Consider the following 14,426-nt stretch of genomic DNA (forward strand, 5'->3'; position numbering starts at 1 on the left):
AAGCCCCGTGTAAACGGGTCAATATTATTTACTGTTTTTCAATGCAATTCAATGAAAATGAGTGAATTCGGCAAAATAGTACGTCTCATTTTAGTTTTGCTCGTAAAAACAGTCGATTAGCTCACTATTCTCTATACAAAATTGCTAGCTTTTTCTTTAGAAGCAAACGATTTCATGCCATAAAAACTTAAATTAGGGGTTACAGCGTCACTATTTATGGGTAGTTATAAGTGATTTGAACATAAAAAAGCCCCGCGATTGCGAGGCTTTTGCTAAAGTCACTTACCCTATTCGTTCGAAGAACAGTTCAGGTTAAGTAGAACTAATTCTCGAAGTGCAACAGAGAACTTAGCGAACTCATGAACGGAACCAACTTTGAACTCGTTCAAGATGCTTTCCCAACGATGGAGTGACAGCTCATTCGTTGTCATCCAATCTTCTAGCGCTTGCATCACATCTAGATCTTCTGTTGAGCAACTACAAGTTAGAACTTGAGCCGTCAATTGGCGTTGTTGCCAATCAAGATCTTCACGGAACGCCGCACGCGCCAGAGCTTGCCAGTTGTTATCCACCGCTTGGCCATTGATTTGCTTCAAGAACCAGTGAAGTGATAAACGGTCACCCAAGTTAAAGTAAAGCTTCGATGCTTGCTCAACTGTTTTACCCGTTTCGCTTGCCACTGCGGAAATGTCCAATGCTGATTGTAAGCTAGAGAGACGTGCAACGTGGTGTGCAAGCTTGTCTTCTACTCCACGCTCAATCCATTTCAGAGCAAGTTCGTTGTGCTCTTCCACTTCTGATGCAACTAACATGGTATCTAGTGTTTCAGTAATGGTGTGAACATCATCTTTATATAGTGCAACGAGCTCAGTTACCGTGCTCTTACCGCTTCGGTTGCGTAGTAACCAGCGAGAAATACGGCGTAATGCACGACGTACGTAGAACATGATTTCATATTGAGCTTCTGCAGTTGCAATGTTATCTAATGCACGGGTTTGCTTAAGAATATCTTCCAGTTCGAAGATTTCACGGGTCGCACTGTAAGCATTTGCGATATCAACTACACTCGCCCCCGTTTCTTCTTGAAGACGAGTCACGAAATTACAGCCCATTTCATTAACCATTTGGTTTGCCAATGCCGTCGCGATAATTTCAGCACGCAGCGGGTGGTTTACCATCTGATCTTTGTAGTTACGGCGTAACTCACTTGGGAAGTAAGCAACTAGCTGTTTTCCATGGAATTCGTCATTTGCAATGTCATCAGCAACCAACTGCTCTTTCAGAACCATCTTGCCGTAAGCCACTAGCACTGAAAGCTCAGGACGCGTAAGACCAAGACCTTGTTTTTCGCGCTCAATGAGCGTTTCATCGTCTGGAATGTACTCAAGAGCACGATCCAAGTACCCTGCCCTCTCCATTGTATGGATAAAGCGGATTTGTTCTTTGACGATACCGACACCCTGTTGCTCAGTCACTGAAATCGACTCAGACTGACGGTATGCATCATCCAAGACGATTTCGCCCACTTCGTCTTCCATCGATTCAAGAATCTGGTTGCGTTGTTTAACAGTCAGATCGCCATTTGATACAAGACCGTTCAAGAAGATCTTAATATTTACTTCGTTATCCGAACAATCTACACCACCAACGTTGTCAACAAAGTCCGTATTTACTCGACCACCAGTCGTTGCATATTCGATACGACCAAGCTGAGTCATACCTAAGTTACCGCCTTCACCAACGACTTTCGCTTTCAAATCACGTCCGTCGATACGGAGTACATCGTTTGCACGGTCGCCAACATCGGTATGTGTCTCGCTAGATGCTTTAACATACGTGCCGATACCACCATTCCAAAGTAGATCCACTTTCATTTGCAGGATCATCTTAATCAGATCGTTTGGTGCTAGAGACGCTTTCTTCGTACCCAGCATTTTTTGGATTTCTGGTGTCAGGTGGATCGATTTAGAGCGACGAGAGAAAATACCACCGCCCTGCGAGATCAACTCTGCGTTGTAATCTTCCCAACTTGATCGTGGCAGATTGAATAAGCGGTTACGCTCTTCCCAGCTGGTGGCTGAATCTGGATTTGGATCAATGAAGATGTGCATGTGGTTAAACGCAGCTTGTAGACGAATATGCTTAGATAGCAGCATACCGTTACCAAATACGTCACCCGCCATATCACCAACACCAATTGCTGTGAAGTCAGTGGTTTGACAGTTGATACCCATTTCACGGAAATGGCGTTTCACCGACTCCCAACCACCTTTCGCAGTGATACCCATTGCTTTGTGGTCATAACCGTTAGAGCCGCCTGATGCAAACGCATCGCCTAGCCAGAAGTTGTACTCTGCAGATACAGAGTTTGCAAGATCAGAGAACGTTGCCGTACCTTTATCGGCTGCAACAACCAAGTATGGGTCGTCTTCATCGTGACGTACTACGCTCTTCGGTGGAATAACTTCGCCTTCGATGATGTTATCGGAAACATCAAGAAGCGCGCGAATAAAGCGTTTGTAACAACGCTGACCTTCAGCAAAGATTTCATCACGGTTAGTTAGAGTGTGCTGACGTTTACATACGAAGCCACCTTTTGCTCCCACCGGAACAATAACCGTGTTCTTAACTTGCTGCGCTTTAACCAGGCCAAGAATCTCAGTACGGAAGTCCTCTTGTCGGTCCGACCAACGCAAACCGCCACGTGCGACTTTACCGCCACGTAGGTGTACACCTTCGATATCCGGTGCGTACACAAAGATTTCAAATGCAGGTACAGGTTGAGGAATATCTGGGATTTCGCTTGGCTTCATCTTCAATGATAACCAAGGTTTTGGCTGCTTATCTTCGTCCAACTGGTAGTAGTTAGTACGCAGCGTTGCTGTGATCATTTCCATGTAGCGACGGATAATACGATCATCATCCAAGCTTTCCACACGATCCAATTCTTCCGTAATCTTCTTAATGAGATCGTTTTGACCTTTCTCACTGCCCTTATGTTTTGGATCGAATCGCTTAGCAAACAGATTCACTAGACCCGTGGCTAAATCTGGGTAATGGCTAAGGGTATCTTCAATATATTGTTGACTAAATGGGAAGCCAACTTGGCGCATGTAGCGAGCGTATGCACGAAGAATAGAGATTTCACGACCAGACAGTGAAGCGCCTAGTACCAAGCGGTTGAAGCCATCACTTTCTAAGTTACCAGCCCAAATCGCTGCGAATGCGTGTTGGAAACGATCGCGAGCTTCACGAAGATCAACCGTCTTATCGCTCTTATGCAACATCGAGAAGTCTAAGATCCAAAATGTTTGGCCGTTGTTAGTTTCGATCTCATATGGTGATTCGCCGATCACGCGTAAGCCTAGGTTTTCCAACATTGGCATCACGTCAGATAGGTGAATCGGCTCGTCGCGGTGGTATAGCTTTAAGCGCACCGCTTTCGATTCTGCCGCCTCTTCTTGCGGGCGGTAAAACAACATGCCGAGTTTGTTATCATCGCTTAACGCTTCAAGACGTTCGATATCTGCAACTGCAGAACCTGGCATCATGTCTTCTTTGTATGAACGTGGAAATGCGCTCATGTACTCTTTCGAAAGTGGAAGACCTTTACTCTCACCGAAGTTAGCAATGATGGATTCTTTTAGGCGGTCATCCCATGAAGTCGATACTTCCATTAAGTTCTGCTCAATCTTTTTCACGTCTACATCAATGTTATTATTGTCTACACGAACAATGTAATGGGTTCTCGCTAGCGGGCTCTCAGAGAAGAACGTTGTAAATTCAACCTCTTGCTCACAGCCGAAGTACTGCTTAAGAATGCGTTGCGTTTGGCGACGTAGCTCCGTGTTATAACGGTCTTTTGTCACGTAAACCATGCAGCTGAAGAAGCGACCAAACGGGTCTTTACGAACAAACAGACGCAATAAGTCACGATCTTGCATCTGTACTACACCCATTCCCACTTCTAGTAGCTCTTCTTCACGAGCTTGAAGGAGTTCATCACGTGGGTAGTTTTCTAGAATATTGTGCAGTGCTTTGTAAGAGTACGATCCGTTACGGTAGCCGCTTGCTTCTAGGATACGACCCACTTTCTCGCGGATCAGAGGAATGCTTTGTACCGCTTGGTTATATACAGCAGAAGTGTAAAGACCTGTGAAACGGTGTTCACCAATGACTTTGCCGTTCTTATCGAATTTCTTAACGCCAATGTAGTCGGTGTAAGCTGGGCGGTGAATACGAGATGCTTGATTGCCCTTAGTAATGATCAGTGCGTAAGGTTTTTTCGCTTCAAGACGAGCTGAATCAGATAACTCTGAAAGCTTAATGCTGCGTATGCGATTGTCATCGGCAAATAGACCGAGGCCTTTTTCTTTTACTGGTTGGAGTTCAGTGTCGCCATCGACGTTAACAAGATCATATTCCTTGTAGCCCATGAAGGTAAAGTTATGATCCCCTAACCAACGTAGGTATTCGATCGTTTCATCCAAACGATCGGTTTTCATTGAGACTCGATCTTTATTCTTTGCGAGGTCATCAGTAACGATCTTGAGTTTATCAACCATTTGCTTCCAGTCATCAACGACTAAACGTGTGTCAGACAAAATAGTAAGTAGCTCATTTTTCAGCGCTTGCATTTCATCTTTACTGGTTAAGCGGTCAACTTCAATGTGGAACAGAGATTGAAGAACACCACCCTCACCATTAACGTCCGTCACTTGACCTTTCTTATCGCGCTCTAGTTGCGTTGGATTGTTAAGCATCAAGTGAGAAACAAGGTCGAGTCTCGTTAGCGCCATCTTGATGGAATCCACCAAAAAAGGGCTATCTGGGACAACAATTTCAACAATGGTGTGGGTTGATTGCCAACCTTGGCGACTGACAGTTGGGTTAAATACCCTTACAGAGATGTCTTCTGGTTTCTTTTCATTGACATGATGCCACAGGCTAACAACGGCACCATATAGGTCGGATTCGTTTCGCTGAATTAAGTCATCATCAGCAATGTTACTAAATAAGTGTTGAGCAAGTTTAGTTACAAGCGGTTGGTGAGAAAGCTCGAGTTTGTCTTGAATTAGTTGGTATACCTTTTCAAGCAGAACCGGCACTACATTTTCACGCGCGGTCATATTCACACTCCACATTAGAATTGTTGTTTTGTAGGGGGACTTAACTTCGGGTTTTAGCCTCGAAACTAAGCATAGGTAATGCATGCACTTATTGTAAAAGCATAATTACAAATGTTTAACAAAAATTCGCAGTGGTAGGAGGTGAAATGTTTGATTCTGTGACTAAGATTCCTGTTTAACTCACTAGGAATATCAGGCATCACAGAGTTTCTAACTTTAGAAACTTATTATTTTGGTCAGTTGTGAGCCTAAAACGACCTCGAATGCCTAATTGACTAAGAAATGGTCGAAATTTTGATGCATCTAGTTGCAGCCTCAAACCGTTGTCGGTAATGACTTGAACCGAACTCGCTACGCCAGAATAGTGTGAAAGAAATGTTTGGTAAGAGATGTTGAGAGAGAAGTAATACTGGTTCATGGGAATGGATTATTGTCAGAACAAATAGCTAGGGTGATCGTGACGACCACCCTATTCTTTTGTCGATTATTCGTCTAGTGCTTTAGTCACTTTTTCGAACAAGTCTTTCGCCAGATTGTCCATCGCTTTAAGCTTTTCAAGCTCTGCACGGATCAATGCTTGACGACCTTCATCGTATTTACGGAACTTCAGCAGAGGATCGATCATACGAGACGCTACTTGTGGGTTACTATCGTTCAACTGACGAAGGATCTCGCCCGCAAACTTGTAGCCAGAACCAGACTTATCATGAAAGCGAACTGGGTTTGCGTTCAAGAACGAGCCAATCAAACTACGCGTACGGTTCGGGTTTTTCAAGCTAAACGCTTCGTGGCTCATGGTTTCTTTCACTTTATCAAGTGCGTTTTCTACTGGGTTGCTGCCCTGAAGAACAAACCACTTGTCCATAACCAGACCATCGTGCTTCCACTTGTCGCTGTAATCCGCCATGAGTGTTTCGCGGCATTCAAGTTGAGCACTGTTCGCAGCACTCATAGCTGCGATAGTGTCTGTCATGTTGTTTGATGACTCGTACTGTGCTTTCGCTAGCTCGTTACCCTTTTCAGTGTAAGCTAAGAACTGCAGACATTGGTTACGCAAAGCTCGTTTACCAATAGCGTCGTGATCAATGCTGTACTCTGCTTGGTTCAATGCGTGGTAAGTCGCACTCAGTTCATCTTCTAATTCTTTAGAAAGTGACACTGTAATGCCATTCAGTACCGTATCTACCGCATCAATATCGATCTGCTTGTACCAACCTGTGATTTCGTTGATTGAAGGCAAAGACAGAACTTGTGCGATAAACGCAGGTTCAAGATTCGAATCAAGTAACACGCCTCGGAATGCATCGATTAAGTCTTCAGATAATTTAACCTCACCACCCGCTTGAACATTGGCTACGTTTTGACGAATGTATTTCGCTAGTAGCATTTGGCTAGCATCCCAACGAGCAAAATCGTTTGTCGCATGCTTCATCAAGAAAATCAGTTCATCATCACTGTAGTCGTATTCCAATTTAACTGGTGCAGAAAACTCACGAAGCAATGATGGCACTGGCTGTTCTGCTACGTTTTCGAATACGAAAGTCTGCTTGTCTTGTTTCACATCCAGAACGTTGTGTACTGATTCGCCGTTGATAACCAGTGGAATCACATCACCATTTTGTGCGTAAAGTTCGATATCAAACGGAATATGTAGTGCTTGTTTTTCTGCTTGTTCGTGTGTTGCTTCAGTGAACTGTTCAACCGTTAGGGCGTAAGTTTTTGCTTCTGCATTGTATTCACTGTTTACACGAAGTGTTGGTGTACCCGATTGGCTGTACCATAGGCGGAATTGCTTGAGGTCAACGCCGGTTGCATCTTCCATTGCAGAAACGAAATCTTCACACGTTGCAGCCGTACCGTCATGACGCTCAAAGTAAAGCTTCATGCCTTTTTGGAAACCTTCTTCGCCAAGTAGCGTGTGGTACATACGGATAACTTCGCTGCCCTTTTCGTACACGGTTAGCGTGTAGAAGTTATTCATTTCAATAACTTTATCAGGACGAATTGGGTGTGACATTGGGCTTGAGTCTTCCGCAAACTGAGGGCCACGGATAATACGAACATTATCGATACGGTTAACTGCACGTGAGCCAAGATCTGATGAGAACTCTTGATCACGGAACACCGTTAGACCTTCTTTCAAGCTCAGTTGGAACCAGTCGCGACAAGTCACTCGGTTACCTGTCCAGTTATGGAAGTATTCATGACCGATGACCGCTTCAATACCTAGGTATTCGCGGTCAGTAGCCGTTTTTTCATTCGCCAGAACAAACTTCGAGTTGAAGATGTTCAAACCTTTGTTTTCCATCGCGCCCATGTTAAAGAAATCAACCGCAACGATCATGTAGATATCAAGATCGTACTCAAGACCAAAACGATCTTCGTCCCACTTCATTGAGTTGATAAGCGAAGTCATTGCATGACCTGCTCGGTCAAGGTTGCCTTTATCTACAAAGATTTCTAGGTCAACTTCACGGCCAGATGTTGTCGTGTATTTGTCACGTAGAACATCAAAGTCACCAGCAACTAACGCAAACAAATAAGCAGGCTTTGGATGTGGGTCTTGCCACTGAACCCAATGACGACCATTTTCTGCTTCACCTTCTGCAATACGGTTACCATTGCTCAGTAGGAATGGATACACGCCTTTGTCCGCAATCACTTTCGTTGTGTATTTTGCAAGAACGTCTGGGCGATCTAGATAGTAAGTAATACGACGGAAACCTTCTGCTTCACATTGCGTGCAAAATGCACCACCTGATTTGTATAGGCCTTCAAGCGCTGTGTTGGCTTCTGGGTCAACCTTAGTAACAATTTCTAATTCAAATTCTTTTGGCAGATCAGTAAGAACTAATGAAGCTTCTTTGACTTCATGATGAGACCAATCTTCACCATTCACTTTTACGGAGCGTAGCTCTAGCCCTTCACCGTCCAGTTCTAACGTGGTTGATTCACCCTTTTGAACGACTTTTGATACTGCTGTGACGATTGTGTCGTTGTCATAAAGATCAAACGTCAAATCGATATCAGTAATGGTATGAGTTGGCGCCTTATAATCTTTGCGATATTTCGCTTGGGGAGCTTGAGACATGTCCATAAATCCTTGTATATAGAACCACAAAAATACCAGGACTAGAGGCTCAAACACCTCACACTGGTATCACGATATAAGCTATTTGTAGGGGTTATGGTATCAGAATACAAGTCTTTCTATAAAAAAACGGAGCTTTTAGTGGCTTAGCTCCGCTTTCCGTTTAACATTTAATCAACATCAGAATATTTCACTATTAATAAACAAACGTGAAATCATCTGAATGAATCATTTAAGGTGTCACTCGATTAAGTACTGCGTACATATCTCCATTAGAGTCCTCAATCGTCAGCATATTTTGATTCAATTTGTAACGTGTACCGTGCTCACCATTCTCGTACAGAAGAACTAAATGTTCTCCCTCGGTGTAAAACACGCCCTGCTTAACCGACTCCTCTCCTGCTTCATTTGAAACTCGGAACATAAACACAAAATCTGGCTGCAATATCAAATCCATTTGGCTGATGTTATTGGCAAGCATACCGTCCCCACCAACTTGCGAGCTGGACCAAATACCAGCAAGTGCATTCGACAACCCTTTGGTAAAGGTTACACCGTTCAGGTCTAGTGTGTTGTGATTATTTCGATATGCATAAATTTGCGGTTGGTCTGTGTTCAAGCCCAGGACAATGGTATCTTCGTTAGCGTTGTACATCCCTTCCCAATGGTCAATCGAGTAGTCTTTTTTCTGAATATCGATCGAAAAAGTGTAGTCCGAGCCTAGAGTCAGCTTAATGGCTCTGAAGTTTTCAGCAGAATCATCAGGATTAGGATTCATTAAATACCAGTCACCGATGAGAAAAGGTGTATCAAAATGACTAAGTTCGTCTTCTTTGTTTATTTCCGCACTAAAAACACTGAAGCAACAAAAGCTAAGTAAAACAACAAACCATTTCATAACGGTATCCTTATCGTTTTCTTTTAGCTTAGGCACTAGAACTCATTTTTGCGATATATTTGATCTAGATCACGTAAATTATTGGTGAGAATTAAGAGTATGAATCATCGTATTTAGCGTAAACATTACGGTAAAAGTACACAAAAAAAGAGCGAATCAAAATGACTCGCTCTTTTTATATTGAATTGCTAGTCGTTATGACTGAATACTTAGCTCTTAAGCATATCAACCATCACCGCGACAGATTCATCTAAATAAACATCTGGGGCTTCGTAGTCTTTTGGCACATCGTCTAACGTCTTGAATGGTTCTTTACCCATTGCAGTCTGACGTTCATTAATGCGCTCTAAACGTAATGCTTCCGCTTTATCCGATTCGTCTTCACGTACTTTCTCGTTAAGAGACAATAAGTTATCGTCTTTCTCTTTACGGTACTTCTCGATATCTTCTTTAATGAATCGGAATTCCATTTCGTCGGCAATTCGTTTGTTATGAAGCTCAGTTAGCTCAGTCACAAGTGCTTCATTGCTAGGGAAAGTCTGATATTTTGCTTTATCAATGCTATCCCAAGGTAGTGCATTGTCTTCAACACTTTCACCTGTTTCACTTGGCTCAACCGGAGTTGGATAAGCGATGTCTGGCGCTACACCACGGTTCTGAGTGCTGCCACCATCAATGCGGTAAAACTTTTGAATCGTGTATTGAACGTAGCCCAGTTCCTTATCAAACAAATCATAGATATGATTTAATGAACGGTGCTGCTGTACAGTACCCTTACCAAACGAGTTTTCGCCAAGAATGACTGCACGGTTGTAATCCTGCATTGCTGCAGCAAAGATCTCAGACGCCGAAGCACTGTAGCGGTTGATCAACACTGTGAGAGGACCATCGTAGCTAACTTCACCATCGGTATCCGCATTCACTTTGATACGACCGTAACTATCACGAACTTGCACAACTGGACCTTCTTTAATAAAGAGACCTGTTAATGCCGTTGCTTCAGTCAGTGCACCACCACCGTTGTTACGCAGATCTACGATCACGCCATCAACGTTTTTCGATTTCAGCTCAGATAGCAGTTTATCGGTATCTTTAGAAAGACCAACGTAGAAGCTAGGAACTTCAAGTACCCCTATCTTCTTGCCATCTTTCTCGATAATTTCAGATTTAACTGCACGATCTTCTAGACGTACTTTATCACGGACAATAGTGACAACGTAACTCTTCGCATCTTTACCTTCTGGCAAGACTTGCAGATTAACTTTAGTGCCTTTTGGCCCCTTAATTAACTGTACGACATCATCAAGACGCCAACCAATCACGTCTACAACTTCTTCGCCATCCTGACCAACACCAATAATTCGGTCGCCCTCACCTAGCTGTTTGCTCTTAGATGCTGGTCCACCAGCCACTAAGGATCGAATAACGGTATAATCATCCGTCATTTGAAGCACAGCACCAATTCCTTCTAGGGAAAGGTTCATTTCTGACTGGAACTGCTCTGCATTTCGTGGGGACAAATAGCTGGTATGAGGATCAACTTCACGAGCGAAAGCGTTCATGTAAAGTTGGAAAGCGTCTTCGTTGCGAGTTTGAGTGATACGTTTCATTGCGTTGTTATAACGCTTCTCTAATACCTCTTTAATTTCTGGCCATTCTTTACCAGTCATCTTGAGGTTAAGAGCGTCATATTTAACACGCTTACGCCACAGTTCATTCAATTCCGCTTCATCTTTTGGCCAAGCAGCTTCAGAGCGATCTAATTCAATAAATTCATCAGTATCAAACTTGATTTCGTTATCGAGTAGAGTCAGTGCATAGGCGAAACGATCAAAGCGCTTCTGCATCGAAAGGTTATAAACATCAAAAGCAATCTTGTTGTTGCCAGCTTTAAGTTGATCATCAAGGCTGATTGACCAATCTTTGAAAGAGTCGATATCGGCTTGAGTAAAAATATTTCTATTGTAATCAAGCATTTCTACGTAGCGCTCAAAGATCGCTTTGGAGAAATCATCGTTAAGATTGAAGTGCTTATAGTGAGATCGTGTGAATCGAGATGTTACACGTTTGCTGGCTGTTTCGTGCTGAACTTCAGGAGCGAGAACCGGCAAATCATCTTTGTTTAGTTTGGCTTCTAGAGCCTGAGCTGAAGCTGCTAGCATTAAGCTAGCAGCAATCAGTGTCACTTTTGAACGGCAATTCATGCGTAGGAGTATCTCCCTTATGCGCGCAAGTGCTCCGCTTTTACAACCATTTGTAGGCCGTTAGCAAGTTGAACACGTACATCATCCTTATTGACTTCAACAATGGTCGCTGCCATGTTTCCTTTACCCATGTTCACGTTTACTGCATTGCCTACTGTGATTTCATCAGCGTTTAATGCGCGTGTTTCTACAGGCTTATTCTCTTTTTGTACTTTTGGTTTGTTAGTACGACGAGGCTGTTGAGGTTTTTTAGCCGATGGTTTTGCCTTAGCTTTACCTTCTTCACGAGCCTTTTGAGCTTGCTCTTTACGACGAGCCTGCACTTTAGCTTTGCTCTCAGCTAGTGTTGCTTTAGCGTGATCTACGTGCTCTTCTTCTAGTTCACCACAAGGGTTGCCATCTAGATCAACACGTACCGCACCAGGTTTTACGCCGTGTAGGTAACGCCATGATGAAGTGTACTGTCTTAACGCTGCACGAAGCTGAGTTTTGCTTACTTTTTCGTCTTCATTTAGACGTTCCGCAAGATCTTGAAAAATACCAATTTTCAGAGGCTTTGCTTCACCTTCTAAAGTAAAGCACTTAGGGAAACATTCAGCAATATATGCGATAACTTCTTTGCTGTTTTTTAACTTTTCAGTCATGAGGGTTCCTGATTTGAGCGGATTTCCGCGAAGCATTAAGAAAAATATTCTCGTATTATAGTGACATGCCAAGGAAAAACCACACTCGAGGGCGAATTTATGCGTCGTTAGCGTGCGAATTAAGCAGCTTTTCTACTTCTAACATGAAATGTGTGAGGCCTTGCTCATCAATTTCATTAAAACGACCAATACTTGGGCTATCAATATCAAGTACACCAGCCACTTCCCCATTAATCGTAAATGGCAGAACTATTTCTGAGTTACTTGCTGCATCACACGCTATATGACCTTCAAACTCGTGTACGTCGTACACTCTTTGTACGCGATTAGTTTGCGCCGCAGTTCCGCATACTCCTCGCCCCATAGGGATACGCACACAAGCGGGTTTACCTTGAAACGGACCAAGAACGAGCTCGTTTCCTTTTTTCAAATAAAATCCCGCCCAGTTTAGGTTTTCTAGTTCCATAAATAAAAGTGAACTTATGTTCGCAAGATTTGCAATTAAATCCGGTTCCGACTCGATAAGTGCAACCGCCTGTTTGGTAAGTGTTTGGTATTGTTCTATGGTCATATTAACTTCCAAATTATTCTGTTGAGGCTTCCATTATTAGTGAATACAATGCTCGCCTAAAATTTAATAGGACTTATTCTCATTACAATGACTTCACGAAATGACACTATTAGCCGTTCTTGGTTGATAACTCAAGCAAAAAAGCACAAGTCTAAATTGGCTTTGGCTAACTTTATTGCGGTTTTAGCAACTCTGATTAGTGTTCCTATCCCACTTCTGATGCCACTTATGGTCGATGAAGTACTACTCGATAAGCCAGCTTCTGGTTTGGCAGCCATGAATCTTGTTTTACCAGAGGCATGGCATACTCCTACGGGTTATATCTTCTTTACTCTCTTCCTTGTTGTTCTCATGCGCGCTGCCAGCCAAGCGCTTAACATAGTTCAAAGCCGCCAGTTTACTCTTGTTTCAAAGACGATTACTTATGGAATGAGAAGCAAGATGATCGACAAACTTGGTCGGATAAGTATTCGCCAATATGAAACAAAAGGTAGCGGCGGCATCAACGCTCACCTTATCACTGACATAGAGACCATAGATAAGTTTATCGGTTCTACGTTAGCTAAATTTGTTATTAGCTTACTCACCGTCATAGGTACGGCCATCATTCTCTTGTGGTTAGACTGGCGTCTTGGATTATTCATTCTTCTAGTGAACCCTATCATTATCTACTTTTCACGCAAGCTGGGAAGTACGGTCAAACATCTTAAGCGCAAAGAGAACCACTCATTCGAAGTTTTCCAAAACCGATTGGTTGAAACTTTAGATGGCATCTACCAATTGCGAGCAGCCAACAAAGAACGTGAGTTTCTTCAACAGTTAAAATTCGATGCTGATCAGATCCGTATCGACGCAGACAAATACGCCTGGCAGTCAGAGGCAGCTGGTCGTGTGTCCTTCCTTCTTTTCTTAATCGGTTTTGAACTTTTCCGTGCCGTCGCAATGCTCATGGTGATGTTCAGTGACCTCACCATCGGTCAGATTTTTGCGGTCTTTGGCTATCTTTGGTTTATGTTGTCCCCAGTACAAGAGCTATTAGGCATTCAGTTTTCTTGGTACAGCGCTAAAGCTGCCCTAAAACGCATCAATGACCTTCTTGAACTCGAGGAAGAACATAGACCTGTTTCTAAGGTAAATCCTTTCAACAAAGGCCAAGAAGTTGATGTTAAAATCGAGAATGTAGATTTTTCATACAATAGTGAGGTAAAGGTCTTGGATAACCTCTCACTGCACATTCCACCGGGTAAAAAAGTGGCACTGGTTGGTGCTTCTGGTGGAGGTAAATCCACACTGATCCAACTATTAATTGGTGTTTATCGACAAAACTCTGGAAACATACGTTTTAATGATGAACTCAGTGAAGATATAAGCTTCGATGTAATTCGTAATAAAATTGCCGTTGTATTACAGCAACCTATATTATTTAACGACACGCTAAGGCATAATCTTACGCTTGGTGGTGACTTTGATGAGTTGTCTTTGTGGCGCGCATTAGAAGTTGCTCAGTTACAAGACGTAATGAAGCAATTAGACAATGGTTTAAACACCCAAATCGGTAGGAACGGTATCCGATTGTCTGGTGGACAAAGACAGAGATTGGCCATTGCTCGTATGGTGTTAAGCGATCCTCAGTTTGTAATACTTGATGAGGCGACATCAGCATTAGATACCGCTACGGAAGCAGCGCTCCATAAGGCGTTAACAGAGTTTCTGAACGGCAGAACCACTTTAATCGTTGCGCACAGGCTGTCTGCAGTAAAACAAGCTGATTTAATTTACGTACTTGAAGATGGAAAAGTCACCCAGTCGGGCACGCATGGTGAGTTAGTTGAACAAGAAGGTTTGTACCAAACGTTATACGGGGGAGTTCAGTCCCACGTTTAGTATTA

8 protein-coding genes are annotated in these 14,426 nt (G+C 43.1%); 1 reads left to right on the forward strand and 7 read right to left on the reverse strand.

All coding sequences use genetic code 11. The annotated features are described in order from the left end of the window. Positions 1–287 precede the first annotated feature (287 nt). The 7 genes from BSZ04_RS16105 to BSZ04_RS16135 form a co-directional block, all read right to left on the reverse strand. The gene (locus BSZ04_RS16105) at positions 288–5,129 is read right to left on the reverse strand and encodes an NAD-glutamate dehydrogenase (RefSeq protein ID WP_088880833.1); all 4,842 of its coding nucleotides are present in this window, start codon (positions 5,127–5,129) and stop codon (positions 288–290) included. A gap of 199 nt (positions 5,130–5,328) precedes the next feature. After that, positions 5,329–5,547: a DUF2835 domain-containing protein gene (locus tag BSZ04_RS16110; protein WP_010448028.1), complete on the reverse strand. Its 219-nt coding sequence runs from the start codon at positions 5,545–5,547 to the stop codon at positions 5,329–5,331. Positions 5,548–5,613: 66 nt separating this feature from the next. After that, a complete protein-coding gene (gene pepN, locus BSZ04_RS16115; protein WP_088880834.1) occupies positions 5,614–8,220 on the reverse strand; it encodes an aminopeptidase N in 2,607 nt (868 codons plus the stop codon). A gap of 232 nt (positions 8,221–8,452) precedes the next feature. Beyond that, on the reverse strand, positions 8,453–9,118 hold the full coding sequence (locus BSZ04_RS16120; RefSeq protein WP_010448032.1) for a hypothetical protein: 666 nt from the start codon (positions 9,116–9,118) through the stop codon (positions 8,453–8,455). Positions 9,119–9,327: 209 nt separating this feature from the next. After that, positions 9,328–11,322, reverse strand: a complete 1,995-nt coding sequence (prc, locus tag BSZ04_RS16125) for a carboxy terminal-processing peptidase (protein ID WP_010448034.1) — start codon at positions 11,320–11,322, stop codon at positions 9,328–9,330. A gap of 17 nt (positions 11,323–11,339) precedes the next feature. Then, positions 11,340–11,966, reverse strand: a complete 627-nt coding sequence (proQ, locus tag BSZ04_RS16130) for an RNA chaperone ProQ (protein WP_010448036.1) — start codon at positions 11,964–11,966, stop codon at positions 11,340–11,342. 97 nt (positions 11,967–12,063) lie between these two features. Next, positions 12,064–12,537 (reverse strand): GAF domain-containing protein, encoded by a 474-nt coding sequence (locus tag BSZ04_RS16135; RefSeq protein ID WP_010448038.1) that lies wholly within the window; start codon positions 12,535–12,537, stop codon positions 12,064–12,066. Between the two features lie 87 nt (positions 12,538–12,624). On the opposite strand from BSZ04_RS16135, the gene BSZ04_RS16140 reads away from it, so the two are divergent. Then, entirely contained in the window at positions 12,625–14,421 is a 1,797-nt protein-coding gene (locus tag BSZ04_RS16140; protein WP_088880835.1) for an ABC transporter ATP-binding protein, read from the forward strand. Positions 14,422–14,426 lie beyond the last annotated feature (5 nt).

Source organism: Vibrio rotiferianus (assembly GCF_002214395.1).
Lineage (GTDB): Bacteria > Pseudomonadota > Gammaproteobacteria > Enterobacterales > Vibrionaceae > Vibrio > Vibrio rotiferianus.